Origin of the sequence: Paenarthrobacter nitroguajacolicus (genome assembly GCF_051027655.1) — a bacterium.
GTDB lineage: Bacteria > Actinomycetota > Actinomycetes > Actinomycetales > Micrococcaceae > Arthrobacter > Arthrobacter nitroguajacolicus.
Genome location: NZ_CP073234.1, coordinates 2,229,975 through 2,254,890, shown reverse-complemented (window position 1 = coordinate 2,254,890; position 24,916 = coordinate 2,229,975). Strand labels below are relative to the sequence as shown.

Below are 24,916 nucleotides of genomic sequence, written 5' to 3'. Positions count from 1 at the left end.
GGCTTCCGAATGAAGCAAGCGATTATTGAAAGAAGTGAAGCGATGAGCGGGTTGGATTCGGCATTGAAGCCGCGCCTGAAGCGGCGCAGCACGTTCGAGTACGTCTCCTGGGTGGTTTGCATCCTGGTCGGCATCGGCGTCCTGACTTCGGTCGCGACGAACCCGAACTTCAAATGGGACGTCGTAGCGAAGTACTTCACGCACGAATCCATCCTCCGCGGGCTGATGCTCACCATCTTCCTCACAATCGCCAGCATGGCCCTGGGCACCCTCCTGGGCCTGGGCCTGGCGATCATGCGGGCCTCCACCATCAAACCCATCGCCGCCATCGCCGGGGTCTACATCACGATCTTCCGCGGCACCCCGGTCCTGGTCCAACTGATCTTCTGGTTCAACATCTCCGCCCTGTACCCGAACCTGTCCATCGGGATCCCCTTCACCGACATCGGCACCGCGATCGATACCAACGCCCTGATGGGTCCGATCACCGCAGCCCTGGTGGGCTTGACCCTGAACGAAGCCGCCTACATGGCCGAAATCATCCGCGGCGGGTTCTCCTCGGTGGGCAAGGGCCAAATCGAAGCCGCTGATTCGCTGGGCATGAGCGGGGCCATGAAAATGCGCAAAGTCATCATCCCCCAAGCCATGCCCTCCATCATCCCCGCCACCGGCAACCAGGTCATCGGTATGTTCAAAGGCACCTCCCTGGTCTCCGTCCTGGGCGTCGCCGAACTACTCCAAAGCGCCCAACTCATCTACGCCCGCACCTACGAGACCATCCCGCTGCTGATCGTGGCCAGCCTCTGGTACCTGGTGATGACCATGCTGCTGAGCTACCCCCAATCAAAGCTCGAACAGAAATACTCCCACACCTCGGTCCGGGTCCCCCGCAAAGCCCGCAAAGTCACCCTGACCGCACCGGAAGGAATCGCACGATGAGCACCGCCGGCACCATTCAAGCCCGCCGCATCCGGAAGTCCTTCGGACCCAAAACAGTCCTCAAAGACGTCGACCTCGAGGTCGCCAGCGGAGAAATCTGCTGCATCATCGGACCCTCCGGCTCCGGCAAATCCACCCTCCTACGCTGCATCAACGGCCTCGAAACCGTCGACTCCGGCGTCCTGAAAGTCAACGGCGAAGACTTCGGCTACTACGAAACCGACACCGCCTACCACGCCCTGCCACCCAAAAAACTCGCCCAACAGCGCACCCGCGTCGGCATGGTCTTCCAATCCTTCAACCTCTTCCCCAACATGACCGCCCGCGAGAACGTCATGTCCGGACCCGTCCTGGTCAAAGGCGCCGACAAAAAACAATCCGCCAAACAAGCCCAGGAACTGCTCACCAGCGTCGGCCTCGGAGCCTTCGCGGACCGCTACCCCGCCGAACTCTCCGGCGGCCAACAACAACGCGTCGCCATCGCCCGGTCCCTGGCCATGGACCCCGACATCATCCTCTTCGACGAACCCACCTCCGCCCTGGACCCCGAAAAAGTCGGCGAAGTCCTCAACGTCATGCAAGACCTCGCCAAAAAAGGCATGACCATGGTCGTCGTCACCCACGAAATGGGCTTCGCCCGCGAAGTAGCAGACTCCCTGATCTTCATGGACGAAGGCAACGTCGTAGAACGCGGAGACGCCCGCGAAATCCTCACCAACCCCAGAGAACCCCGCACCCAAGCCTTCCTCAAGCAGGTCCTCTAACCATGAACGGAAAACTCGCCGTCATCGGCTTGGGCAGTGTTGGCAGCATGGCCCTCTGGCAAGCGTCCCAACTCAGCGACTCCGTAGTGGGATTCGAATCGCACTCCCCCGCCCATGGACGCAGTGCAACCGGTGGGGACACCCGGCTCTTCCGCATGATTTTCCGCGGCAATCCTGCCTACTACCCCATCCTGGAACGCTCACGCGAACTTTGGGCAGAACTCGAAGCGGAGACCGGGCAAGACATCCTCACCCGCTGCGGCGGACTGTCCATAGGCACCGCCGACGGGCCATACCTCCGCAGTCTGCTCGAAACGACACGAATTACCGGCGCCGCCCACCAAATCCTCAGCCGCGAGGACATGGCCGAACGCTACCCCCAACACAACCTCCGTGCTGACGACATCGCCGTCTACGATCCCAACGCAGGCGCTCTCCGAACCGACCGCGCCGTCACCGCTGCCATCACAGCGGCCCAAGCCAATGGTGCAACGGTACGCAGCAACACCCCTATAGAAAGCATCACCGAAACCGACGACGGCGTCGTCATCACGTCCGGCGCAAACTCCTGGACCTTCGAGCGGGTCATCGTTGCCTCGGGCGCCTGGTCCAAACAACTCATGCCCGAATTTCTCAAAACCCACACCGAAACCAAGCGGATCTTCCTCTCGTGGTTCGTTGCCCGCGAGGCAGAACAATTCTCACCGGAGAAGTTTCCGATCTTCATTAGGATTTCGGGAGATCGCTCCATGTACGGGGCTCCGGCAGTGGACGGTGTCACCGTCAAAGCCACGCTCGATGGTCGCGGGGCTCCAACACCCGGCGCCGACTCAGTGCCCCGCGATCTAAGCAAAGCCGAGATCACGGAAACCATAGAGACAGTTTCGGAGTTCTTCCCAGGCCTGATTCCGAGCATCGTGCGCTCGGATGCGTTCCCGGACCTCTTCACCTCCGATTCGCAGCCATTGATGGGATTCCTCGGCGAATCCGGCAGGATCTACTCGGCCACCGGATTCTCGGGAGCCGGCTTCAAAATGGCCTCCGGCTATGGAGAAATTGCAGCCAGCGAAGCACTCGGCAAGCGCTGGTTCGACGGCTTGGACTTCCTCCGCCCACAGAGATTTCAGAAGTTCTAGCGAGTTCCGCGCTATTCAGGGAATACCGCCCTGATCGCCTATTGTTGACAATCTACAGTTCCTAAGAAAGTATGAAGCCATGGCAACACTTAGCCCCATCCTGAAGCAGGCAACCCCCGTGGTTGTCGACCACGCGGCCGGTAGCTGGATCCACGCGACCGACGGCAAGAAATACCTGGATTTCACCACCGGGATTGGTGTCACCAGCACCGGTCACTGCCACCCCGATGTTGTGGCCGCCGCGCGCGAACAGGTGGGCAAGATTGTCCACGCCCAATACACCACCGTGATGCACAAGCCGCTGTTGGAGCTCACCGAGCTGCTGGGTACTGTGTTGCCGCAAGGTTTGGATAGCGTTTTTTACGCAACATCGGGCTCTGAGGCCGTAGAAGCTTCCATCCGCTTGGCCCGCATGGCCACCGGCAGGCCCAACATCATCTCCTTCCAAGGTGGGTTCCACGGCAGGACAGTCGCCGCGGCCTCCCTCACCACAGCTGGAACAAAGTTCCGTTCAGGGTTTTCCCCCATCATGGGTGGGGTACATGTAGCCCCGTTCCCGCACTGGTACCGGTATGGCTGGGACGAAGCCACCGCCGTCGAATTCGCGCTGAAGGAACTGGACCACCTACTCCTGACAATCAGCGCCCCCAGTGACACGGCCGGCTTCATCATTGAACCTGTACTCGGAGACGGAGGCTATATCCCTACTCCCGTTGGCTTCCTCCAGGGACTGCGTGAACGCGCGGACAAGCACGGCATTGTGCTGATCCTCGATGAAGTTCAAGCCGGCGTGGGCCGCACCGGAAAATTCTGGGGCCATGACTGGGCCGGGATTCTGCCCGATGTCGTCATCACCGCCAAGGGCCTCGCCAGTGGCTTCCCCATCTCGGCAATCGCCGCCTCCGCAGAGCTGATGGGCAAAGCCTGGCCAGGCTCCCAAGGCGGAACCTACGGAGGGAACGCCGTTGCGGCAGCAGCCGGAGTGGCCACCCTCGGTGTCATCAAGCGCGAAAACCTCGTGGAGAACGCCCGCCTCCGAGGCGACGAACTAAGAGCAGGGCTGGAGGCGCTGCAAACCGATTTCGCCGGAATCGGCAACGTCCGTGGCCGAGGCCTGATGCAGGGCGTCGAATTCACGTCTGCGGACAAAACGCCTGACGCGGCAACTGCACTGGCTGTCCAGCAGGCTGCCATCAAGGAAGAGCTGCTGCTCCTCACCTGCGGCCCGAACGGCAACGTCATCCGCCTCATCCCCGCACTGAACGTCAGCAGCGAAGAGATCCAAGTTGGCCTGTCCAGGTTCTCGCAAGCACTCAAGTCGGCCACCTCCTAGTCCCCTGATTACTGAAAGAGCCACCATGACCCCCTCACCTGATCCCACCTCACTGCAGACCGACCTGTTCATCGACGGTCGGTGGCAACAGGCCGCAAACGGTGCCACCTTTGCAGTGGAAAACCCCGCCACGAACGAAGTCATCGCGCACGTTGCCGACGGCAGTCCCGAAGATGCCGCCTTGGCCATCGAGGCCGCCGGACGTGCCCAGGCAGCCTGGGGGAAGTCCACTCCCCGTGAGCGCGCAGACATCCTACGCCGCGCCTTTGACCTGGTCATCGCAAACACCGACCGGTTGGCATCCATCATGACGGCGGAGATGGGCAAGCCCCTGGCAGAAGCAAGGGGCGAAGTGGTGTATGGCGCCGAGATGCTCCGTTGGTTCTCCGAAGAGGCTGTGAGGATCGGTGGCGACAGTGCCACCTCCGTGGACGGCAACACCCGCATCCTCATCACCAAGGAACCAGTGGGGCCCTCCGTGCTGGTGACTCCATGGAATTTCCCGCTCGCCATGGGCGCGCGGAAGATAGCGCCGGCCGTTGCTGCCGGTTGCACCATGGTGTTCAAGCCGGCGGAGCTGACGCCCCTGACATCGTTGGCGCTCGTTGCGATCTTCAAGGAAGCAGGACTTCCCGACGGCGTGCTGAACGTTGTGACGACGTCGAGCGCTTCCAGCGTGGTCCGGACCTGGACGGACAGCGGGATCGCCCGCAAGATCAGCTTCACCGGTTCCACCGAGGTGGGAAAGATCCTTCTGCGACAGGCTGCCGACAACGTCATGCGGTCCTCCATGGAGCTTGGCGGAAACGCCCCCTTCATCGTTCTGGCCGATGCGGACATCGAGAAGGCCGTCGATGGAGCCATGAAGGCCAAGATGCGGAACATGGGCGAGGCCTGCACGGCCGCCAACCGGTTCTTCGTCCACCGCTCCGTAGTGGAAGAGTTTGGCGAGAAGTTCTCCAAAAAGATGTCAGAATTGCAGGTAGGCAACGGCGCCGTGGCGGGGACCGACGTCGGACCCCTCATAGAGCAGAAGGGCCTGGAAAAAGTCGAAAGCCTTGTTGTAGACGCCGTTTCCAAGGGCGCGCGGGTCCTGACAGGCGGAAGCCGCCCGGACGGACCGGGCTACTTCTACTCCCCCACCGTCCTGATGGACGTGTCCGCGGACGCCGAATTGATGTCCACGGAAATCTTCGGTCCTGTAGCTGCCATCACACCGTTCGACAGCGAAGACGAAGTCCTCCGCCTGGCCAACGATACTGAATGGGGCCTGGTGGGGTACGTGTTCACTGAGAGCATGGACAAAGCCCTACGGTTCTCAGCAGATCTGGAAGTGGGAATGGTTGGCCTGAACACCGGCCTGGTGTCCAATCCTGCCGCACCATTCGGGGGTGTCAAACAGTCCGGATTGGGACGCGAAGGCGGCAAAATTGGCATTGAAGAGTTTCTGGAATACAAGTACACAGCAGTAGCGGTCTAATAAAAGTCGATTTGCCGATTCATGGAATGAGGGGATGTCAATGGCGGCACCGGAGGGAATGTTCGTTTTGGAGGGCCGGCCCACGGCGCAGCTGATAGCTGACCAATTGCGGGAGCTTATTGTCCAGGGAGCTTTCAGGCCTGGACAACAAGTCAACGAATCGGCACTGGCCAGTCAGCTCAGCACGTCCAGGGGCCCGCTCCGCGAAGCTCTGCAACGGCTGTGTCAGGAAGGCATCCTGGTGAGCAAGCGCAACCGCGGCGTCTTCGTGCTGGAACTATCCACGGATGACGTCAGGGAGATCTATGCGGTCCGTGAAGCTGTGGAACTGGCCGCCGCCAACACGCTTCTGGATTCCGAGCCGGATCAGGTCGCTGACACCTGCCGGGAACTTAAGGGCATCATCCGAAGTATGGCCAAACAGGTCGCGGCTTCGGATTGGCAGGCTATCGCCCGGCTGGATATGCAATTCCACACTGCCTTTGTTTCAGGAACAGGAAACACGCGCCTGATCCGGATTTACGAGACCCTGGCTGCGGAATCCAGGATGTGTATCCTCAGCTTGGAAGTGGCCTACCCGCGTATCGATGCGCTGGTGCAGGAACACCAAATGATCCTGGACCTGCTGGAGGCCCGGGACCGGAGCGGCCTTCAGCAAGCCATCAAACGTCATATGCAAAAAGCAGTGGAAGACCTGACGTCCGAGCCTGAAGTAACAGGGATAATTGCCTAGGCGTTGTCGAATATCCGAATCACGCGAAGGGCCCGGAAGCCGGCGGTTTCTAGGGGTCGTTGCAACACCTGTTGGTTAGGTGGTTAGTAGTAAGTCACGTAAACGCTCGGCTGGGGTTTTCCAGCCGAGCGTTTTGCGTGGGCGGCCGTTGAATTCCTGGGCGACGTGTTCGAGGTCTTCGGGTCCAAAGACGGACAGGTCGGTGCCTTTGGGGAAGTACTGGCGCAGCAGTGGAGTGGTCCCCGGAAGTTGGACATCCAATTTAGGATCCTTCTTCAGGGGAGTAGTCAGATGTACTTGAGAAGCACGTTGAGTCACTCCGATGCCGTGTCGGCTATCGAGTTGTTCGAGCAAGGCCTGACTGCGAAGTCGGTCGCGCTGACTCTTGATTTAGCACCCAACCCTGTCCAAATGTTGTTTCAACGATGGCAGGTTCGAGGATCGGGTGCGTTGATGACAAGAGACCGTAGGCAGTACGACATCGAAACCAAGCTCTTGATCGTGCGGCGTCACCTTCAGGGCGTGTCCGGACGGGTCCTGGCCAAGGAGTATGACCTTCCCTCTCCCGGCACCGTCACGAATTGGACGAGAATTTACCGGCGCGACGGTGAAGACGGCTTACGGCCGAAGAAACGGGGCCGTAAGCCAGTCAATCGCGGGAAGGAACTTCCTGAGAGCGAGGTCGAGCAACTCCGTAGGGAGAACGAGCGGTTACGGGCGGAGGTGGCGTATCTGGGAAAATTGCGGGCCTTGAGGGCACAAGAAGAACGACGCTGAAAGTTCAAGCGATCGATGACCTCAAGGCCCACCACCGGCTGGAGCTGTTGCTGCACCTGGCAGAGATTCCCCGGTCCACGTTCTACGACCACCGCAACCGGCTCACCAGGCCGGATCGGCACGCGAAACTCAAAGAAGCCATTCGTCAGATCTTCACACAAGCGCGAAGCGCTTACGGGCATCGACGCGTCCTGGCGATGCTGCTCCGGCAGGGATGGACAGTGTCGAAGAAGACCGTGCTGAAGCTCATGCGTGGGCTGGGCCTGCAAAGCCCGGTGCGTCGACGGCGCAGATACAATTCCTTCCGCGGCGAGGTCGGTAAAGCAGCTGATAACGTGTTGAACCGCCAGTTCGAGAGTGCGGTCAAACATACCAAGTGGGCCACCGACGTCACCGAGTTCACGGTGGGTACCTCCAAGGTTTACGTCTCACCGGTCCTGGATCTCCATGACAACCGGATCGTCTCTGTCATGGCAGGTCCGTCTCCGAGCGTCAAAATGGTCACCGATGGCCTTCGCGCTGCGATCAGCGGCCTCGCTCCTAACGAGCGACCGCTGGTCCATTCAGATCAGGGATTTCAGTACCGGCATCCGCTCTGGCAGGACACGCTCCGCGAAGCCGGACTGACTCAATCAATGTCCCGTAAGGGCACCTGCTTGGATAACGCCTCGATGGAAGGGTTCTTCAGCCACCTCAAAGAGGAATGGTTCAGGATCCAGCAACCCCGGACCATCGAGCAGTTCCACACCGGGCTAACCGAGTATCTGCGTTGGTGGAACAGCATCCGAATCCAACGCAGACTCGGCTACCTCAGCCCTGACGAATACCACGCTCACAAGCTCGCCACCGCGTAACGTTTAGTTAGGAGTCCAACTTCCGGGGACCACTCCAGCAGTCCGTTGGTGTTCTCGTTCGAGCCGCGCTGCCATGGGCTGGCGGGGTCGCAGAAATAGACCTGCATGTCGGTGGCGAGGGTGAAGGATTTGTGGCCAGCCATTTCCGAGCCCTGGTCCCAGGTCAGGGATCCGCGCAGGTGCGCCGGCAGGGTGGCCATGGTTTTGATGAGTCCGTCGCGGACGGTTTCGGCGGTGTGGTCGCCCGGGAGGTGGACGAGCATCACGTAGCGGGTGGTGCGTTCGACCAGGGTCGCGATCGCGGACTGGTTATTGGTTCCGGTGATGAGGTCGCCCTCCCAATGGCCCGGGACGGCGCGGTCTTCGATTTCGGGTGGACGCTCGGAAATCATGACCATAGGGTCCACGAACCGTGGCGTGCGTTGTTCGTCGGTCGTGTGTGGTTTGCGGCGTGTCCGTCCGCTGCGCAGCGCTGACTGCACTTCGCGTTTGAGTCCGCCTCTGGCCTGGAGGTAGAGGGCTTGATAGATCGTTTCTGGGCTCACGCGCATCTCCGGGGTTGTGGGGGAACTCTTCGATCAGCGTGTTGCTGATCTGTTCCGGAGACCAGCGTATGAGCAGCTTGTCCTTGACGTAGTCACGCAACTCCGACTCGCTCACGAGCTTGGCTGTCTTAGGGCGTGCCCGCCGGCAAGCGGCTTGACGGTGTGCCCCATGTGGCAGGTAACCCAGCCTGCTGTCGGTATTGCGGGCCAGCTCACGGCTGATGGTGGAGGGAGAACGCCCCAGTATCTGGGCGATCGTTCTCATTGACGAACCGCCGGCGGCCATATCGCGGATCATTTCTCTCTCCGTCAACGATAGAAACCGCGCATCGATGGACTTCGGGACCAAATTGGTCACAGCAGGAAGGATGCTCACTCCCTGGTTGTACTCGACTACTCGCCCGTCGGGGTAGATGCGTCGATTTGATGACTTCCGGATTCCTTGGTCCCAGTCCCTGGCTGTGCGAATGTTCACACCCACGGACCTTGCTGCTTCATTCCGGGATAGCCCCGATTTACGCAGCCGGAAGAACTCCTCCTTCCCCGGGTGCGGTCCGGTACCGGGGGTTCCCTGGCTCCTTAAGCCGGCCCTTCGCACCCAGCCAGCGCATGTATTGGAATTGAGCCCGAGCTCCTTGGCTGCCGCCGTCGTGCTCCTAAGACGATCAAAAACTTCGAAGAACGCCTTCTTCTTGTCATAGCCGGACCGATTCGGGCCTGACGAAGCACCGCTTAAACGAGACACGGTCGTTGCAACTCCCAAAAATTCTGGGTGTTGCAACGACCGCTAGAACCCAAGCATTTGAACCGGGCCCTTCCTGATTCTCCAGGACCTTGGCTATCAGGCCTTGGGAAGGTCTGCCACTACCCACATCTTCCGCAACGTTTCGTGGATGGTCCACGTTCCCGTCCAGCCGGCCGGAGTGACGAACAACGAACCGGGCCCAACCTCGAAGCTGGTTCCGTCTTCTTCCGTGATGGTCGCCGTGCCACTGAGTATCTGGCAGATCTCGTCGTAACCAGGCCTGGTGCTCGTTGAGACACCAGGCGTTGCCTCCCAGATGCCGGTCTTGAGCCCTTCTCGCGCCCAAAGGCGCAGGGACACTTCCGTCTGCCCGGGAGTGCTCGATGTTGGCTTCGGAACGTGTTCGCCAGGGTTTTCGGTATTTGCGTTGCTCATGACAGTGGCCTTAACCATTGATTGCTCCTTCTGGGACTACATGCCCTCGTGAATGTGCCCGCCGTCATTGGAAGAGCACGTGATTAACTGTACCAATTGTCAACAATCGACGATAGACTTTGATGAAAATAGCCGTTAGATGGACATCCCGCCGGAGCACAGGCCAGTCACCAAGGAGAACGCCGTATGAAAATAATCGGGAAGAACGGAATTGCCAGCACGCGCGCCGCCTCCTCCAGCGCGCTAAGTCGGCGCGCGTCCGTGTGGAATTCCCTGAATCGCGGAGACAAGGTAAAGGTGACCTTGCATGGGTTCGAATACCACAGCGGTTCAGTGGACGAGCGCACCGACGATGGGCAAACCATATGGGTGATAGACCGCCTCGGTGAACGCAGGCTCATACATATCGACGACGAAACCGAACTTCGTATCGTCCCATGAAGCCGGCCGCAATCAGGGGTCTGGCCAGCGCCGCCGAGCAAGAGTAGCGTGACTCGGAAGACCTAGCAGGACAGCCAAGGGAGCCTTGGATGGCTGGATGGAATGCCGATACCGCCGCCGGGCCCTTGGGCGCGGGAACAGTTACTTTGGTGGAGGGTACGTCCTTCTGCATCTCGCTGCCAAGCGGTGACGTCACCCCGGATCATCCACACGGTCTGTTCGTCCAGGACACTCGCATTCTCTCTGCGTGGAGCCTGACTGTGAACGGGCAATCAGTGGAACCCCTGACAGCGCAAACGAAGGAACCGTACAGGGCCGTTTTCGCTGGCCGCATCACCATGGCTGACGGTTATGCGGACACCCCGCTCATCGTGGAACGCACCCGGGAATTGGGCGTGGGAATGATGGAGCACATCACCGTTAGCAACTACTCGACGAACCCGGTGGAATGCCTCGTCGCCATCACTGTAGCCTCCGACTTCGCCGATGTCTTTGAGGTTAAAGAAGCACGGGTACAAACGCACTGGACAGAAAGCCGCGAGGCCGCTGCCAACACGCTCACCGTTCGCGCCAGATGGCAGGAAGTCCGGAAGTCCGTCGTCGTAAGTGCGGACATTGCCGAAGCGGGCCCGGAAGGTTTCACATACCGGACCACCATCCCGGCACGAGGTTCCTGGAGCACCGAACTGAGGGTGATGCCCGGCCTTGAATGGACGGCGCCGGTGGCCCCTGCGGCGCGTCCCGCCGTCGGAGAATTATCCCGGAGTGATCAACGGCGACAGGAATGGGTGGCCAAAATTCCTGTCCTGCAGATGGGCAACCACTCCATTGAGAGGACGTTGCGACGAAGTTACGACGATCTCGGCGCCCTTCGCATTGAGGACCCCGCCCATCCGGAGAGGGTGGTCGTGGCCGCCGGAGCCCCGTGGTTCATGACGCTGTTCGGACGGGACTCCTTGTGGGCATCGGAAATGGCCATGCCTGTCGACCCCTCGCTGGCCTTGGGAACATTGCAAACGTTGGCGGAGCGGCAGGGCACTGTGGTTGATCCTGTGAGCGAGGAAGAACCGGGCAAGATTTTGCATGAGGTCCGGTTGGATGTCTCCAGCAGCCTGGCCCTGGGTGGCAAGTCCATCTATTACGGCAGCATCGATGCCACCCCCCTGTTCGTGGTGGTGTTGGGTTCGGTCAGCCGCTGGGGGTTCGCGAAGGACACCATTGCCGCCTTGCTTCCCCATGCAGACCGGGCCCTCGACTGGATACGTGACTATGGCGACCGTGATGGCGATGGGTTCGTCGAATATGAGCGCCTCAACGATCGCGGGCTGATCAACCAGGGTTGGAAAGACTCATGGGACGGAATCAACTTCGCAGACGGAAGGCTCGCCGAGCCGCCCATCGCGCTGTGCGAGGTCCAAGCATACGTTTATGACGCGTACATGGCCCGGGCATGGATGGCTTACGACGCCGGCGACACACCTTTTGCGCGCGAACTCGCCGACCGTGCGGCCTTGTTGAAAGCACGCTTCAACGAGCAATTCTGGATGCCCGATCGCGGCTACTATGCGATCGCCCTGGACGGAAAGAAGCGGCAGGTGGATGCGTGCGCGTCCAACATGGGGCACTGCCTCTGGGTCGGCTTGGTGGATGAGGAGAAAGCCCCGCTCGTAGCCGAGCGGCTGATGTCACCCGAAATGTTCAGCGGCTGGGGCGTGCGGACGCTGGGATCCGATATGGGGGCGTACAACCCAGCCAGTTACCACAACGGATCCGTCTGGCCGCATGACAACGCAGTCATCGCGGCAGGGCTGATGCGCTACGGATTCGTCAAGGAGGCTCAGCGAATCGCGACAGCCCTTCTCGATGCAGCTGACTACTCCGAGGGTCGCCTGCCCGAGCTGTTCTGCGGGTTCGGGCGAGAGCAGTACAGCCAGCCAGTGCCCTACCCCACGGCCTGCTCACCCCAAGCCTGGGCAGCCACCTCACCCATCCAACTGATCACTAGCCTGATGAGGTATGACGCCCACGTATCCCATGGTGGATTCTGGATGGATCCGCAGCTACCAAGGTCTTACGGCGATTTGCACATCACCAACGCACCTATGGCAGGGGGCCGGGTAACCATCGACATTGCCGACTCGGTCCCCAGAGTGCAGGGACTGCCGGACGGGATGGTGTTCCACCAAGGACACAGGCCATGGCTGACCGAACTGGTGGAACAGGCAGGCCTACGGAAGAGGGACTAGGCGACATGCAGTGGCCGAAGGCCCCACGAACAAACCACTAGGACGCCGCGAGCAAAGAAATACCATGGGCGCGGCCGCGGTTTGCCGCCTCCCGCAAAACCCACACGGCCGGAACGCCGCCAACAGCCGGCATCACCTGTCCCTCGGTGATAAACGTGGCGGCCTCTTCATTCCACTTCAGTGACCACCACCCGGTTTTTGGGCAGTGGTGACCGGTATTTGCCGTCTCCAGGTGGTCCAGGGCTGAGGTATCAGGGCGGCGCTTTTTCATGGGATTTCCTTCACTTACTTGGGGTATTGAGGATGGAGGGAAGACATGAGAAGAGCTTAGCAATTGTCAACAATCTACGAAAGGGCTAAATTGGAAATATATAGGACCGGGAGACGAGAATGCGACACTGCGGCCAGCCAGCGGGGGGAAGTTCGCCACGCCCAGCTTGAGCCTACTGTTGGCCGCGGCCCTTATAACCAGCTCATGCGCCGCTCTCCTCCCTCGGTCGCCGGAGAAGGGCGCGGGAGCCCCTGACGCGCCCACAACATGGGTACAAATCTGCGCCGGAGTCGCCGCCTTCGCCGCCACCCTCGTCGCTGTCAACATTCAGTTGACGGCGCGGTGACCTTCATCAGGCCCGCGTTCTGATTCCCAGAGAGCGTTGACAACCAAACCGAGCAGGCGTATTGTCGACAATCGACGAGGGCGCCACTTTTCGTCGACAATCGACAGAATCCACCCGGAGGAAGAAATGGTATTCGCAACCAAACCGAAGTTCGTGACGTTCGACATGAATGGCACGCTGATCAAGTTCGCCATCAACGATGCGATTCGTGAAGTCTTAGGCGACCGGCTGCCGGCCGGTATCGCCGATGACTACCTGCAGGCCTGCAAGGCGTACCGAATCGACGAGTGCATGGGTGACTACAAGCCGTTCCACCAAATCGTTGCCGACTCCATGGAGCGCGCCTCGCGTAGGGTCGGTCTGGAGTTCAATGCGGCCGATGCGCGGGCAGTCTACGAGAAAGTCCCCTCCTTTGGCCCGTACCCGGGTGTCACGGAGGCACTGAACCGCCTGGCGGAGGAAGTCCCGTTGGTCATCATCACCAACAGCGACACCGCCCAGGCTGTGCGCCTTGCGGCCAACCTCAAGGCTCCGTTCGAGGTCATCATTACCGCCGAACAGATGGGCATGTACAAGCCGCGGCTCGGTGCTTTCGAGTACATGTTCGACAAGCTCGGGGTCACCCCGGAGGAGATCGTCCATGTCTCCGCAAGCCCTATGTATGACCACCGTTCGGCAGCGATTATGGGCATCGAGAACAAGGTCTACGTTGACCGCGGTTTCGAGCACGACGAGCACTGGCTCAACTACGAGCGGATTACGGACATCGCCGATCTGCCTGTCCTGTTCGGCCTGCCGCGTTCGGATTCCTAGAAAGCGGAGCGAATTGGTGATTCACGGTGAGGCGGCAGCATCATGAGCGTTCCATTGGCTCAAACAGTCCAAGGCGGGACTGCTTCGGAAAGGCTGGCCAACCTTGGGCTGGAGCTGCCCGTCCTGTCCGCCAACGCCTACTACGTGGACCACAACAGAGTCGGCGACAGCATCCACATTTCGGGCCAACTGCCTTTCAAGGATGGTGTGCTGCTGGGTCAGGGCGTTGTCGGCCGGGACGTAAATTTGGAAACCGGCAAAGAGTTGGCCCGTCATGCCGCGCTGAATTGCCTCGCGGCCGCAGTCCAGGGCGTGGGTGATCTTGACAGGGTCCGGGTGGTGCAGATGCTGGTGTTTGTAGCCAGCACGCCGGACTTCGGGCTGCAGTCAAAGGTTGCCGAAGGAGCCAGCGAATTGCTCATCGAAGTTCTCGGCGAGAACGGACGGCACTCCCGCACCGCCATCGGAGTCGCTGGTCTACCGCTCAATACCCCTGTCGAGATCCAGATGGTCTGCACGGCCGCTTCGTAGGGCCGCCATTGTTGTTCGGGACCCTCCGACGCGGGTCCCGAACAGCAACATCACTTCGAGGACATCAGCACTCTGAGCCTTTAATTTTCATAAACAGAATCATGAGGAGTAAGCGTGAACCGGCTTCAACGGGCACTGGACACTCTCGTCGCCAGGATTGATACCCCCGCGCCGATCGTATTGGCCGACGTGATGCAGGACAACATCGATCGCATGCAGTCCTTCGCGACCGGGCGGAACCTCGACGTCAGGCCGCACGTCAAGACGCACAAATGCGTCGAGATCGGCCGGCGCCAGCTGAAGGCCGGCGCGGTGGGAATCACTGCAGGCAATGTGGGTGAGGCCGAGGTGTTTGCTGCGTCGGGCTTCGATGACATCTTCATTGCCTACCCGATCTGGCCTTCGGGGACCAAGGGCTTGCGCCTCCGGAAGCTTGCCGTTACCACCCGGCTACGGGTCGGCGTCGATAATTTTGCGGCAATCGATGCCCTTGCTGATGCGATGGGCTCGGAAGCCGGGCGCCTGGAGGTTGTGATCGAGGTCGACTGCGGTGCCCGCCGTTCCGGTGCGCCGGCGGAGGCAGCCGGCGACCTCGCGGTTGCCGCCCGTAAGAGAGGTCTGGTGCCGGTGGGCGTCTTCACATACCCGGGCCACGGCAGTTCCAGCCGGGAAGCCCGCAAGCGTGCCGCGATGGACCAGGAAGCCGCGCTCATCGCTGCCGTGCGCAGCTTCCAGGCCGTAGGCCTGACTGCCGATGTGGTCAGTGCGGGCTCAACCCCCACCATCGAGTACGCAACCAGCAGCATCATCAGCGAGATCCGGCCAGGTGAGTACGTTTTCAACGATCTCAACAACACCAGGCTTGGTGCCTGTACGGAGGATCAAATCGCACTGTTTGTCGCTGGCACGGTTGTCAGCGATTGGGTTCCCGATCAGGTCATCCTCGACGTCGGCACCAAAGCACTGAGCCGTGAAGGTAATGCTGAAATCGGCTATGGCGCCGTGGCCGGCACTCAGGCGGTCTTGTCCAAACTCAACGAGTACCACGGCTTCCTTCCGCTGCCTGCCGGCGATTTCAGCCCGGGCGTAGGCGCCGTGCTGCCGATCGTGCCCAACCATGTCTGCCCGGTAGTCATCAATTTTGAAGAGATGATCGTCACCGACAGCACTGGCACCACACTTGAGCGCTGGAAGGTGGACGCTCGTGGCTTCCTCAACTGATCCAGCACGAGTACTTCACCACGCATCTACATCACAACGGAGTGACCCATATGAGACTTGATAAGACCACCGCTGTAGTCACCGGAGCCAGTAGCGGAATCGGCGAGGCAGTAAGTGCACATTTTCGCCGTGAAGGCGCCCGTCTGCTCCTTACCGGCCGCAGGGAACAACTCGCAAGCGCTGAAGTCGAGGACCTGTACGTTCCCGGCGACCTCAACGACGAAGCGTTCGTCGAAAGCCTGGCCCGCCAGGCGGGAGAGTCCTTCGGCACCGTGGACGTGGTTGTCCTTAACCACGGACTGCAGGTCAGCGGTCCCCTGACAGAGATGAGATACGAGGACGCGAAGAACGTCCTTCACAGCAACCTGCTCAGCTCGTTCCTGATGATGAAGCACTTCGCCCCCTTGATGCCCGCGGCTGGAGGCTCGTTCGTGTTGGTCAGCTCACGGCTCGGCATGGTGGGCAAGCCCGATGAAGTCCTGTACTCGGCAGCCAAAGGGGGCCTGATCATGCTGGCCAAGGGCGCAGCCATCGAGTGGGCACCACGCAACATCCGCGTCAACGTTGTCGCCCCCGGCCTGACCGTCACCCCAGTCATCGAGGCATCGTTCCAGCGAAGGGACGACCCCGAAGCGTACCGTCGGGAACGCGAAAGCCAAATCCCGCTCCAACGCCTCGCCACTCCTGAAGAGATTGCCGACGCCATCCTTTTCATGGCGTCCCCCGAATCGTCCTACATCACCGGAGCGGTTCTACCCGTCGACGGCGGATACACCGCCTTCTGATCACCGATTCCACACAAAGAAGGATCAACAATGACAACCGTCGCGGCAGCACCCCGAAACGGAGACCTCGGCTTCTGGATGGCCGGACTCGAAAACAAGCGGCACTCGTACCCTCACTTCGCAGGAGAGCAGTCCGTAGATCTGGCCATTGTTGGTGGCGGATACACGGGATTATGGGCAGCGTACTTCGCCAAGAAGCTCGAGCCCGCCCTCAAAGTGGCCGTTTTTGAAGCAGAGCAGATTGGTTTCGGCGCGTCCGGCCGGAACGGTGGCTGGCTTTCAGCAATGCCCGCAGGAAACCGTGCCAGGTTTGCCCGCGCGTCCAAGGGAGGCATCGAGGCGAGCCGCGCGTTGCAGCAGGAGTTTGTCGCCGGCGTCGACGCCGTCTTGGAGATCCTGCGGACTGAAGGCATAGAGGCCGATCAGCACAAGAGTGGCGCGCTGGTCGCTGCCCACACGGAGGCCGGGCTTGGCCGGCTGGTCGCCCGACGTGACGCTGACTGGAAGTATGGATTGAGCGAGGACGACGTCTACCTGATCGGCCGGGAAGAGTTCCGGAAACACATCAACATCTCCACCATCCACGGCGGCCTGGTGTACAAGCATTGCGCCCGACTTAACCCGGCAAAACTTGTCTACGGGCTTGCGGACACCCTTACTTCCATGGGGGTGAGCATCTATGAGGGCAGCCGGGTCGGCAGCATCACGGGCAACACCCTAACCCTTGACAGCGGTCGGGTTGATGCGGCGAAGACTTTTATCTGCACTGAGGGCTACTCCGGACCACTGCTCGGCGGCAGGAGCCTGATACCCATCAATTCCTCCATGATCGTGACCAAGCCCCTGTCGGACGAGGCATGGCGTCAGATCGGCTGGGATGGACCGCAATGCCTCAGCGACTCGGCGCACACCTTCATCTATTCTCAACGAACAGCCGACGGCCGCATCGCCATCGGCGGCCGGGGCAAGCCCTACCGCTACGGCTCCGGGACGGGCGGCACAGGTTCAACCGCGCATTCCACGGTTGATCTGCTCTCCACCAAACTTCAAACCTTCTTCCCGGGGATTGACTTCGAGGTGGATCACGCCTGGTCCGGAGTGCTGGGCGTCACCCGCGACTGGAACGGCGGCGTCCAATGGGATCATGCATCCGGGGTCGGGTCGTCCACCGGTTACGCAGGACACGGCGTCACTGCGGCATACCTGGGCGGCAGGACTTTGGTGGAGCTGGCCTTCGAACGGGAGACCGAACGCACTTCCCTCCCCTGGGTTGGGTACCGCTCACCCTCGTGGGAACCCGAGCCTGTTCGCTGGCTGGGAGTCCACAGCATGTACAGCCTCTTCGGCTTCGCAGACAGATGGGAAGAGCGCCGGGATTCCACCGAGACCTCCCTCCTGGCCAAATTCGGCAGCAGGCTCGCCGGCCTTCACGAATGACCCACCACTCCCAACTAAACCTCGAGGAGAAGCACCAAACTCATGGACGGAAAACTAGCAGTCATTGGACTGGGCAGCATTGGCAGCATGGCCTTGTGGCAGGCGTCCCGGCTGACCGACTCGGTCACCGGATTCGAGGCCCAGTCACCTGCTCACGGGAGAAGCGCCGTGGGCGGTGACACCCGCCTCTTCCGTATGATCTACCTCGGCACCCCCAGCCTCTACCCCATCCTGGAACGCTCCCGAGCTCTTTGGGCCGAATTGGAAGCCGAAACCGGACAGGACATTTTCACCCGTTGCGGAGGACTATCCATAGGCACGGCAGGCGGGTCCTACATCAGCCGCCTCCAGGAAACTGCCATACTCAACGGGGCTACCCACGAAATTCTCAGCCATGAACATCTCACCGAACGTTATCCGCAGCACAAGCTCCGCCCAGACGACGTAGCGGTCTACGACCCCAACGCTGGAGTCCTCCGCACGGACCGCGCGGTAACTGCCGCCATCGGCGCGGCCGAGGCCAACGGGGCCACCCTGCATAACAACACCCCTATCGACAGCATCACCGAGACTGACGACGGCGTTGTCCTCACCTCAGGCGACACGTCCTGGATCTTCGAGAACGTCATCGTCGCCTCCGGGGGTTGGTCCCAGCGACTCATGCCTGACTACCTCAAGGCGCACACAGAAACACGCAGGGTCTTCCTATCGTGGTTCGTTGCCCGCGACGCAGCCACGTTCACGCCCGAAAGGTTCCCCATCTTTAGCCGCATGTATGAGGACCGCTCCATGTACGGGGCTCCCGCAGTCGACGGCGTAACAGTCAAGGCCACGTTGGATGGCCGGGGAACAGTAACCAACGACCCCGACCATTTCTCCAGGGAACTCTCTGAAGCCGAAATTGCTGAAACCCTGGAAACGGTGTCGGACTTCATCCCGGCCCTGATTCCGACCATCGTCCGTTCGGACGCGTTTCCAGACCTCTATACCAAGGACCGCAACCCGCTGATCGGATGGCTTAAGGAATCGAGCCGGATCTACTACGCCACCGGGTTCTCCGGAGGCGGATTCAAGAACGCCACCGGCTTCGGTCACATCGCCGCCCATGAAGCGCTCGGCAAACAACCAGTCGACGGTCTGGATTTCGTGCGCCCGGAACGGTTCAGGACCACCTAATTCAAGCCGTAACAATTTCAAACTCCCAACCAGAAAGCTTGCAATGACCACCACATTTGACCCTTCCACTCTTCGCACTGAGTTGTTTATCGACGGCGCCTGGCAAGGGGCGGCCAGTTCAGCCACGTTCCCGGTGGAGAATCCCGCCACGAACGACATCATTGCGCACGTTGCCGATGGCGGGCCCGAGGACGCGGCCCTTGCCATCGCGGCAGCAGGGCGGTCCCAGGCTGCCTGGGGAAAGTCCACGCCCCGAGAGCGGGCCGACATCCTTAGGCGGGCCTACGAGCTCGTGATCGCCAACACAGAACACCTGGCAGCCATCATGACTGCAGAGATGGGCAAGCCCCTTGGAGAAGCCCGCGGCGAAGTAGCATACGGCGCAGACATGCTCCGTTGGTTCTCCGAAGAAGCTGTCCGCATCAGCGGCGATAGCACCACCGCTACCGACGGCACCACAAGGATCATGATCACCAAGGAACCCGTCGGTCCATGCGTGCTGGTTACCCCATGGAACTTCCCCCTTGCCATGGGCGCCCGCAAAATCGCACCTGCTGTTGCAGCTGGCTGCACCATGGTTTTCAAACCCGCGGCTTTGACTCCGCTCACGTCGCTCGCCCTTGTGGAAATCTTCCGCGAGGCCGGCCTACCTGACGGCGTGCTGAACGTGGTCACCACTTCCAAAGCCTCAAGTGTGGTGGATCACTGGATGAGCACCGGCATTGCCCGCAAGGTCAGCTTCACCGGCTCCACCGAAGTGGGCAAGACTCTGCTTCGCCAAGCGGCAATCAACGTCATGCGTTCCTCCATGGAACTCGGCGGTAACGCCCCGTTCATTGTCCTGGCCGATGCAGACATCGAGAAAGCCGTCGAAGGCGCGCTGAAAGCCAAGATGCGCAATATGGGCGAAGCCTGCACCGCTGCAAACAGATTCTTTGTACACCGTTCCGTCGTCGAAGAATTTGCCGAAAAGTTCTCTAAGAGGATGTCGGAGCTTCAGGTCGGCAACGGCGCACTGGCTGGTACCGACGTCGGACCCCTCGTCGACCGGAAAGGCCTGGAAAAGGTGGAAAGCCTTGTGGCCAACGCCGTCAGCAGGGGCGCACGGATCCTGACCGGTGGGACGCGCTTGGAAGGTCCCGGCTATTTCTATTCCCCTACAGTGCTGGTGGACGTGGCACTGGACTCCGAGTTGATGAGTACGGAAATCTTCGGCCCGGTGGCTGCGATCACGCCCTTCGACAGCGAGAAGGAGGCTCTTCGCCTGGCTAACGACACGGATTGGGGCTTGGTGGGATACGTGTTCACCGAAAGCCTTGATAAGGGCATGCAGTTCGCCTCCCGGCTTGAGGTAGGCATGGTCGGCCTCAACACCGGACTGGTATCCAACGCGTCGGCGCCTTTTGGTGGGGTCAAGCAATCCGGCCTTGGCCGGGAAGGTGGAAAGGTGGGCATCGACGAATACCTCGAGTACAAGTACACGGCGCTGGCGGTATAATCGACAATCGACGAGGAGGCGCAGGGTGGATCGCAAATTTGAGTGGCAGGCACAACGAACGACCACGCCCGACGGTGTCTACCGTGTGCTTCGTACCGCGATCTTGGACGGAACCGTCACCCCCGGGGAACAACTCCGCGAAACGCACATCGCCGCAGATCTCGGCATCAGTCGCTCGCCACTTCGTGAGGCGTTGACCAAGCTTGAAGAAGAAGGCCTGGTGGTTAAGGTCCCCTTCAGGGGATCCTTCGTTGTGGAAGTAAGCGCCCGGGATGTGGCCGAGATCGCATCGATCCGCATGCTTGTGGAACCTTACGCTGCCGAGCTTGCTGCCTCGACCCTGCGGGATGCCGAACGGCTTCGACTCAAGCAGACCATCGAGGAACTCTACCGGGCCACGGACACAAACGATATCCCGGCGAGTATTGATGCGCACCTTAGATTCCACCGACTGTTCTACGAATTTTCCGGAAACTCGGCACTGCAAAGTCTCTGGAACGGTTGGGAGAACAAGCTGCGCCTCTACTTCGCCATGGATCACCCTACTTACAGTGACCTTCATCAAATTGCCGTTGAACACGAGAAGTTGGCAGAGCTTGCTTTGGAAGGCGACATCGAGGGGTACCGCGAGGAAATGCTGAGGCAATCCCACAATGCGTTGGGCGCTCAAGGCACCGACCCGGCCTAACGTTCCGGCGAATCCTGTAAGCCTGTCGGCAATGTGAGTGCATGACTCCCGGCTCTGACTTCCGACCCTTGCTCATGACACATCCTCTCCTTAGAAGCGAGCCTCTCCGTCCGCAGCTCAACTGTTGAACTGTTGACAATATTGAGTGAAGGGCGTTTCATGGCTAAAGAGCCGAGACCTAAGTCACATCTCGCCAGACCATGAAAACGAGAATTCCCCTTCGCCTACCTCACCGATGCGGCAGGCGGAAGTACTTGAGAAACATACTTCAGGCGGCATTGCCCGCTGATTCTCCTTGAAGGGAAGCAACATGAACACCATCACTAAGCTCCAGACCGCAGCGGCGGGGATTGCTGTCCTGCTGGCCCTGAGCGCATGCGGCGGCGCCGCCTCCGGCAGCCAGGCCACGGACATTCCTAAAACCCAGAACACCCGCGACATCTCAGACGGCGTCCCGACAGACCCCGAGGCCGTAGCGCTACTGCCCGAGTCCTACAAGGCCAAGGGTGAAATTACCGTAGCCATGGACCTCAGCTCCCCGCCCATGACATTCCTCGCCGAAGACAACACCACTCCCATCGGCGTGAACCCCGACCTCGCCCGCCTCGTTGCCAAGAAACTCGGACTCAAACTGAAGTTCGAAAACACCGCTTTCGACACCATCATCCCCGGCATCGACGGCGGCCGCTACGACTTCACCGCCACAACCATGTCCGCCACCGAAGAACGCCTCAAAGTCCTGGACATGATCAATTACCTCAAGGGCGGTTCCGCAATCGCCGTACCCAAGGGAAACCCGCAGAACTTGAGCAACGACACCCTCTGTGGCAAGAACATCGCCGTCACCAAAGGCTCCACACAGCAACTCAAACACCTGCCGAACGTCTCCAAATGGACCTGCGAAGAAAAGGGCAAACCCGCCATCAACGCAGTGACACTGCCCAACGTCCAGGAAGCCCTGACCCAATTGGACTCCAAACGCATCGACGGTGTCTTTTATGACGCCAGCGGCCTGGCTTGGGCACAAGTCCAACAACCAGAACACTTCAGCGTGCTCGAACCCCGAATGGACACCCGCACCAACACCAACGTGGCCATGGGTCTGAAGAAGGGCTCACCTCTAACGCCAGCCCTGCAAAAAGCCATCCAATCCGTCCTGGAAACCCCTCAGTATCAGCAATCCTTGGACTACTGGGGCCTCCACGAATCAGCCATCACCGAAGCCGTCATCCGCTAAGGGGCTTCCGAATGAAGCAAGCGATTATTGAAAGAAGTGAAGCGATGAGCGGGTTGGATTCGGCATTGAAGCCGCGCCTGAAGCGGCGCAGCACGTTCGAGTACGTCTCCTGGGTGGTTTGCATCCTGGTCGGCATCGGCGTCCTGACTTCGGTCGCGACGAACCCGAACTTCAAATGGGACGTCGTAGCGAAGTACTTCACGCACGAATCCATCCTCCGCGGGCTGATGCTCACCATCTTCCTCACAATCGCCAGCATGGCCCTGGGCACCCTCCTGGGCCTGGGCCTGGCGATCATGCGGGCCTCCACCATCAAACCCATCGCCGCAATCGCCGGGGTCTACATCACGATCTTCCGCGGCACCCCGGTCCTGGTCCAACTGATCTTCTGGTTCAACATCTCCGCCCTCTACCCAAACCTGTCCATCGGGATCCCCTTCACCGACATCGGCACCGCAATCGATACGAACGCCCTGATGGGCCCGATCACCGCAGCCCTGGTGGGCTTGACCCTGAACGAAGCCGCCTACATGGCCGAAATCATCCGCGGCGGGTTCTCCTCGGTGGGCAAAGGCCAGATCGAAGCCGCTGATTCGCTGGGCATGAGCGGGGCCATGAAAATGCGCAAAGTCATCATCCCCCAAGCCATGCCCTCCATCATCCCCGCCACCGGCAACCAAGTCATCGGCATGTTCAAAGGCACCTCCCTGGTCTCCGTCCTCGGAGTCGCCGAACTACTCCAAAGCGCCCAACTCATCTACGCCCGCACCTACGAGACCATCCCGCTGCTGATCGTGGCCAGCCTCTGGTACCTGGTGATGACCATGCTGTTGAGCTACCCCCAATCAAAGCTCGAACAGAAATACTCCCACACCTCGGTCCGGGTCCCCCGCAAAGCCCGCAAAGTCACCCTGACCGCACCGGAAGGAATCGCACGATGAGCACCGCCGGCACCATTCAAGCCCGCCGCATCCGGAAGTCCTTCGGACCCAAAACAGTCCTCAAAGACGTCGACCTCGAGGTCGCCAGCGGAGAAATCTGCTGCATCATCGGACCCTCCGGCTCCGGCAAATCCACCCTCCTACGCTGCATCAACGGCCTCGAAACCGTCGACTCCGGCGTCCTGAAAGTCAACGGCGAAGACTTCGGCTACTACGAAACCGACACCGCCTACCACGCCCTGCCACCCAAAAAACTCGCCCAACAGCGCACCCGCGTCGGCATGGTCTTCCAATCCTTCAACCTCTTCCCCAACATGACCGCCCGCGAGAACGTCATGTCCGGACCCGTCCTGGTCAAAGGCGCCGACAAAAAACAATCCGCCAAACAAGCCCAGGAACTGCTCACCAGCGTCGGCCTCGGAGCCTTCGCGGACCGCTACCCCGCCGAACTCTCCGGCGGCCAACAACAACGCGTCGCCATCGCCCGGTCCCTGGCCATGGACCCCGACATCATCCTCTTCGACGAACCCACCTCCGCCCTGGACCCCGAAAAAGTCGGCGAAGTCCTCAACGTCATGCAAGACCTCGCCAAAAAAGGCATGACCATGGTCGTCGTCACCCACGAAATGGGCTTCGCCCGCGAAGTAGCAGACTCCCTGATCTTCATGGACGAAGGCAACGTCGTAGAACGCGGAGACGCCCGCGAAATCCTCACCAACCCCAAAGAACCCCGCACCCAAGCCTTCCTCAAGCAGGTCCTCTAACCATGAACGGAAAACTCGCCGTCGAACGAAAAATGGTCTACAGCACTACAGTTGATAACGCCTGTACGATGAAGCCATGGTTGAGCAGATAAAGATTGTCCATTCATCTACGGTGCAGCAGGTCGCAGACGGCCTCACCGCGATGATCCTTAGCGGAGGTCTGAAACCTGGTGAACGCTTAAGGGAGAGTCTGCTCGCCGAGAATTTGGGGCTTTCCAGGAATACGGTTCGCGAGGCCGTCCGCATAGTCCAAGCGGGCGGCCTCATTCGTCATCGTGCCAATCAGGGCGCAATTGTGTGGGATCCCACGGACGCCGAGATCATGGACGTTTATAACGCGAGATATCACTTGGAAACCACGGCAGCACGGAGCATCTCCGAGACCACGTCCATGGATGAAGTGCATACAGCAATGGAAGAATTCCGCTCGGTCCTGAAAAGCGGAGACCCTTTCAAGATCGTCGAGAAGGACCTTGCGGTGCACAGTGCGATTGTAGGCCTGCTCGGAAGCCAAAAATTGCGAATCTTCTATCAGCAACTGGTGACCGAATTGAGGTACTTCATGTTTGTGCTCTCCATTGAGAACCATGAGTACGAGGATCCGGACTCACTGGAAGCTGAGCACCAGAGCATCGTTGACGCACTCGACTCCCGCGATCCTGCGCTGGCAGAAAAGGTCATCTCGGACACGATCATCCAGTATCGGGAATCCATTCGTCAGGTTGTCGCCCAGAGACATTCAGCCAACTAGGGCAAACAAAAAGCCCGGCCGAGGTTCGC

Annotated in this window: 24 protein-coding genes and 2 pseudogenes; 22 read left to right on the top strand and 4 right to left on the bottom strand. The window is 60.2% G+C overall.

The annotated features are described in order from the left end of the window. Positions 1-9 precede the first annotated feature (9 nt). From KCX59_RS10785 to KCX59_RS10760, 6 genes are all read left to right on the top strand, one after another. The gene (locus KCX59_RS10785) at positions 10-939 is read left to right on the top strand and encodes an amino acid ABC transporter permease (RefSeq protein WP_256871516.1); all 930 of its coding nucleotides are present in this window, start codon (positions 10-12) and stop codon (positions 937-939) included. Next, on the top strand, positions 936-1,703 hold the full coding sequence (locus KCX59_RS10780) for an amino acid ABC transporter ATP-binding protein (RefSeq protein ID WP_179018473.1): 768 nt from the start codon (positions 936-938) through the stop codon (positions 1,701-1,703). Before KCX59_RS10785 ends, KCX59_RS10780 begins: the two co-directional genes overlap by 4 nt. 2 nt (positions 1,704-1,705) lie before the next feature. Continuing rightward, positions 1,706-2,839, top strand: a complete 1,134-nt coding sequence (gene solA / locus KCX59_RS10775) for an N-methyl-L-tryptophan oxidase (protein WP_179018471.1) — start codon at positions 1,706-1,708, stop codon at positions 2,837-2,839. 79 nt (positions 2,840-2,918) lie between these two features. Continuing rightward, positions 2,919-4,172 (top strand): aspartate aminotransferase family protein, encoded by a 1,254-nt coding sequence (locus KCX59_RS10770; protein WP_179018469.1) that lies wholly within the window; start codon positions 2,919-2,921, stop codon positions 4,170-4,172. A 25-nt stretch (positions 4,173-4,197) separates the two neighbouring features. Then, on the top strand, positions 4,198-5,652 hold the full coding sequence (locus tag KCX59_RS10765) for an NAD-dependent succinate-semialdehyde dehydrogenase (RefSeq protein ID WP_179018467.1): 1,455 nt from the start codon (positions 4,198-4,200) through the stop codon (positions 5,650-5,652). 40 nt (positions 5,653-5,692) lie between these two features. Continuing rightward, positions 5,693-6,385: a GntR family transcriptional regulator gene (locus KCX59_RS10760; RefSeq protein WP_179018466.1), complete on the top strand. Its 693-nt coding sequence runs from the start codon at positions 5,693-5,695 to the stop codon at positions 6,383-6,385. 75 nt (positions 6,386-6,460) lie between these two features. Here the strand turns inward: KCX59_RS10760 and KCX59_RS10755 are convergent. After that, positions 6,461-6,625, bottom strand: a pseudogene (locus KCX59_RS10755) (IS30 family transposase); the annotation flags it as partial. Between the two features lie 213 nt (positions 6,626-6,838). On the opposite strand from KCX59_RS10755, the gene KCX59_RS10750 reads away from it, so the two are divergent. After that, the gene (locus tag KCX59_RS10750) at positions 6,839-7,162 is read left to right on the top strand and encodes a helix-turn-helix domain-containing protein (RefSeq protein WP_179018464.1); all 324 of its coding nucleotides are present in this window, start codon (positions 6,839-6,841) and stop codon (positions 7,160-7,162) included. A 47-nt stretch (positions 7,163-7,209) separates the two neighbouring features. After that, the gene (locus tag KCX59_RS10745; RefSeq protein ID WP_256871549.1) at positions 7,210-8,016 is read left to right on the top strand and encodes an IS3 family transposase; all 807 of its coding nucleotides are present in this window, start codon (positions 7,210-7,212) and stop codon (positions 8,014-8,016) included. 35 nt (positions 8,017-8,051) lie between these two features. On the opposite strand, the pseudogene KCX59_RS10740 reads toward KCX59_RS10745, so the two are convergent. Then, positions 8,052-9,084: pseudogene (locus KCX59_RS10740) on the bottom strand (IS30 family transposase); the annotation flags it as partial. Positions 9,085-9,402: 318 nt separating this feature from the next. Next, positions 9,403-9,741, bottom strand: coding sequence for a cupin domain-containing protein (locus KCX59_RS10735; protein WP_256871548.1), 339 nt, complete (start codon positions 9,739-9,741; stop codon positions 9,403-9,405). Positions 9,742-9,927: 186 nt separating this feature from the next. Between KCX59_RS10735 and KCX59_RS10730 the strand changes: the two genes are divergently transcribed. Next, on the top strand, positions 9,928-10,182 hold the full coding sequence (locus KCX59_RS10730) for a hypothetical protein (RefSeq protein ID WP_179018460.1): 255 nt from the start codon (positions 9,928-9,930) through the stop codon (positions 10,180-10,182). Positions 10,183-10,271: 89 nt separating this feature from the next. Continuing rightward, positions 10,272-12,428 (top strand): amylo-alpha-1,6-glucosidase, encoded by a 2,157-nt coding sequence (locus KCX59_RS10725; RefSeq protein WP_179018458.1) that lies wholly within the window; start codon positions 10,272-10,274, stop codon positions 12,426-12,428. 37 nt (positions 12,429-12,465) lie between these two features. Here KCX59_RS10725 and KCX59_RS10720 read toward each other — a convergent pair whose 3' ends face one another. Then, a complete protein-coding gene (locus KCX59_RS10720; protein ID WP_179018456.1) occupies positions 12,466-12,699 on the bottom strand; it encodes a hypothetical protein in 234 nt (77 codons plus the stop codon). Positions 12,700-13,171: 472 nt separating this feature from the next. Here KCX59_RS10720 and KCX59_RS10715 point away from each other — a divergent pair, with 472 nt between their 5' ends. From KCX59_RS10715 to KCX59_RS10660, 12 genes are all read left to right on the top strand, one after another. Continuing rightward, positions 13,172-13,858, top strand: a complete 687-nt coding sequence (locus KCX59_RS10715) for a haloacid dehalogenase type II (protein ID WP_179018454.1) — start codon at positions 13,172-13,174, stop codon at positions 13,856-13,858. Positions 13,859-13,900: 42 nt separating this feature from the next. After that, positions 13,901-14,389 (top strand): RidA family protein, encoded by a 489-nt coding sequence (locus KCX59_RS10710; RefSeq protein WP_179018452.1) that lies wholly within the window; start codon positions 13,901-13,903, stop codon positions 14,387-14,389. Positions 14,390-14,503: 114 nt separating this feature from the next. Continuing rightward, the gene (locus KCX59_RS10705; RefSeq protein ID WP_179018450.1) at positions 14,504-15,610 is read left to right on the top strand and encodes an alanine racemase; all 1,107 of its coding nucleotides are present in this window, start codon (positions 14,504-14,506) and stop codon (positions 15,608-15,610) included. Between the two features lie 50 nt (positions 15,611-15,660). Then, positions 15,661-16,395 carry an SDR family NAD(P)-dependent oxidoreductase gene (locus tag KCX59_RS10700; RefSeq protein WP_179018448.1) on the top strand — a complete coding sequence of 245 codons (735 nt, stop codon included), beginning with the start codon at positions 15,661-15,663 and terminating at the stop codon, positions 16,393-16,395. A 30-nt stretch (positions 16,396-16,425) separates the two neighbouring features. Further along, the gene (locus tag KCX59_RS10695) at positions 16,426-17,832 is read left to right on the top strand and encodes an NAD(P)/FAD-dependent oxidoreductase (protein ID WP_218649567.1); all 1,407 of its coding nucleotides are present in this window, start codon (positions 16,426-16,428) and stop codon (positions 17,830-17,832) included. Between the two features lie 42 nt (positions 17,833-17,874). Next, positions 17,875-19,008, top strand: coding sequence for an FAD-dependent oxidoreductase (locus tag KCX59_RS10690; RefSeq protein ID WP_179018446.1), 1,134 nt, complete (start codon positions 17,875-17,877; stop codon positions 19,006-19,008). A 43-nt stretch (positions 19,009-19,051) separates the two neighbouring features. Next, positions 19,052-20,506 (top strand): NAD-dependent succinate-semialdehyde dehydrogenase, encoded by a 1,455-nt coding sequence (locus tag KCX59_RS10685; protein WP_179018444.1) that lies wholly within the window; start codon positions 19,052-19,054, stop codon positions 20,504-20,506. A gap of 25 nt (positions 20,507-20,531) precedes the next feature. Beyond that, positions 20,532-21,194, top strand: a complete 663-nt coding sequence (locus tag KCX59_RS10680) for a GntR family transcriptional regulator (protein WP_179018442.1) — start codon at positions 20,532-20,534, stop codon at positions 21,192-21,194. 310 nt (positions 21,195-21,504) lie between these two features. Next, a complete protein-coding gene (locus KCX59_RS10675; RefSeq protein WP_179018440.1) occupies positions 21,505-22,431 on the top strand; it encodes an ABC transporter substrate-binding protein in 927 nt (308 codons plus the stop codon). A gap of 11 nt (positions 22,432-22,442) precedes the next feature. After that, positions 22,443-23,372 carry an amino acid ABC transporter permease gene (locus KCX59_RS10670; protein ID WP_256871516.1) on the top strand — a complete coding sequence of 310 codons (930 nt, stop codon included), beginning with the start codon at positions 22,443-22,445 and terminating at the stop codon, positions 23,370-23,372. Next, on the top strand, positions 23,369-24,136 hold the full coding sequence (locus KCX59_RS10665; protein ID WP_179018189.1) for an amino acid ABC transporter ATP-binding protein: 768 nt from the start codon (positions 23,369-23,371) through the stop codon (positions 24,134-24,136). Before KCX59_RS10670 ends, KCX59_RS10665 begins: the two co-directional genes overlap by 4 nt. A 76-nt stretch (positions 24,137-24,212) precedes the next feature. After that, entirely contained in the window at positions 24,213-24,887 is a 675-nt protein-coding gene (locus KCX59_RS10660; RefSeq protein WP_179018190.1) for a GntR family transcriptional regulator, read from the top strand. Positions 24,888-24,916: the final 29 nt, after the last annotated feature.

Excerpts from the sequence above, each read along its gene's own strand:
- KCX59_RS10785 (WP_256871516.1), top strand. The coding sequence starts at position 10 with ATGAAGCAAGCGATTATTGAAAGAAGTGAAGCGATGAGCGGGTTGGAT.
- KCX59_RS10780 (WP_179018473.1), top strand. The coding sequence starts at position 936 with ATGAGCACCGCCGGCACCATTCAAGCCCGCCGCATCCGGAAGTCCTTC.
- solA (WP_179018471.1), top strand. The coding sequence starts at position 1,706 with ATGAACGGAAAACTCGCCGTCATCGGCTTGGGCAGTGTTGGCAGCATG.
- KCX59_RS10770 (WP_179018469.1), top strand. The coding sequence starts at position 2,919 with ATGGCAACACTTAGCCCCATCCTGAAGCAGGCAACCCCCGTGGTTGTC.
- KCX59_RS10765 (WP_179018467.1), top strand. The coding sequence starts at position 4,198 with ATGACCCCCTCACCTGATCCCACCTCACTGCAGACCGACCTGTTCATC.
- KCX59_RS10760 (WP_179018466.1), top strand. The coding sequence starts at position 5,693 with ATGGCGGCACCGGAGGGAATGTTCGTTTTGGAGGGCCGGCCCACGGCG.
- KCX59_RS10750 (WP_179018464.1), top strand. The coding sequence starts at position 6,839 with ATGACAAGAGACCGTAGGCAGTACGACATCGAAACCAAGCTCTTGATC.
- KCX59_RS10735 (WP_256871548.1), bottom strand. The coding sequence starts at position 9,741 with ATGAGCAACGCAAATACCGAAAACCCTGGCGAACACGTTCCGAAGCCA.
- KCX59_RS10730 (WP_179018460.1), top strand. The coding sequence starts at position 9,928 with ATGAAAATAATCGGGAAGAACGGAATTGCCAGCACGCGCGCCGCCTCC.
- KCX59_RS10725 (WP_179018458.1), top strand. The coding sequence starts at position 10,272 with ATGGCTGGATGGAATGCCGATACCGCCGCCGGGCCCTTGGGCGCGGGA.
- KCX59_RS10720 (WP_179018456.1), bottom strand. The coding sequence starts at position 12,699 with ATGAAAAAGCGCCGCCCTGATACCTCAGCCCTGGACCACCTGGAGACG.
- KCX59_RS10715 (WP_179018454.1), top strand. The coding sequence starts at position 13,172 with ATGGTATTCGCAACCAAACCGAAGTTCGTGACGTTCGACATGAATGGC.
- KCX59_RS10710 (WP_179018452.1), top strand. The coding sequence starts at position 13,901 with ATGAGCGTTCCATTGGCTCAAACAGTCCAAGGCGGGACTGCTTCGGAA.
- KCX59_RS10700 (WP_179018448.1), top strand. The coding sequence starts at position 15,661 with ATGAGACTTGATAAGACCACCGCTGTAGTCACCGGAGCCAGTAGCGGA.
- KCX59_RS10695 (WP_218649567.1), top strand. The coding sequence starts at position 16,426 with ATGACAACCGTCGCGGCAGCACCCCGAAACGGAGACCTCGGCTTCTGG.
- KCX59_RS10690 (WP_179018446.1), top strand. The coding sequence starts at position 17,875 with ATGGACGGAAAACTAGCAGTCATTGGACTGGGCAGCATTGGCAGCATG.
- KCX59_RS10685 (WP_179018444.1), top strand. The coding sequence starts at position 19,052 with ATGACCACCACATTTGACCCTTCCACTCTTCGCACTGAGTTGTTTATC.
- KCX59_RS10675 (WP_179018440.1), top strand. The coding sequence starts at position 21,505 with ATGAACACCATCACTAAGCTCCAGACCGCAGCGGCGGGGATTGCTGTC.
- KCX59_RS10670 (WP_256871516.1), top strand. The coding sequence starts at position 22,443 with ATGAAGCAAGCGATTATTGAAAGAAGTGAAGCGATGAGCGGGTTGGAT.
- KCX59_RS10665 (WP_179018189.1), top strand. The coding sequence starts at position 23,369 with ATGAGCACCGCCGGCACCATTCAAGCCCGCCGCATCCGGAAGTCCTTC.
- KCX59_RS10660 (WP_179018190.1), top strand. The coding sequence starts at position 24,213 with ATGGTTGAGCAGATAAAGATTGTCCATTCATCTACGGTGCAGCAGGTC.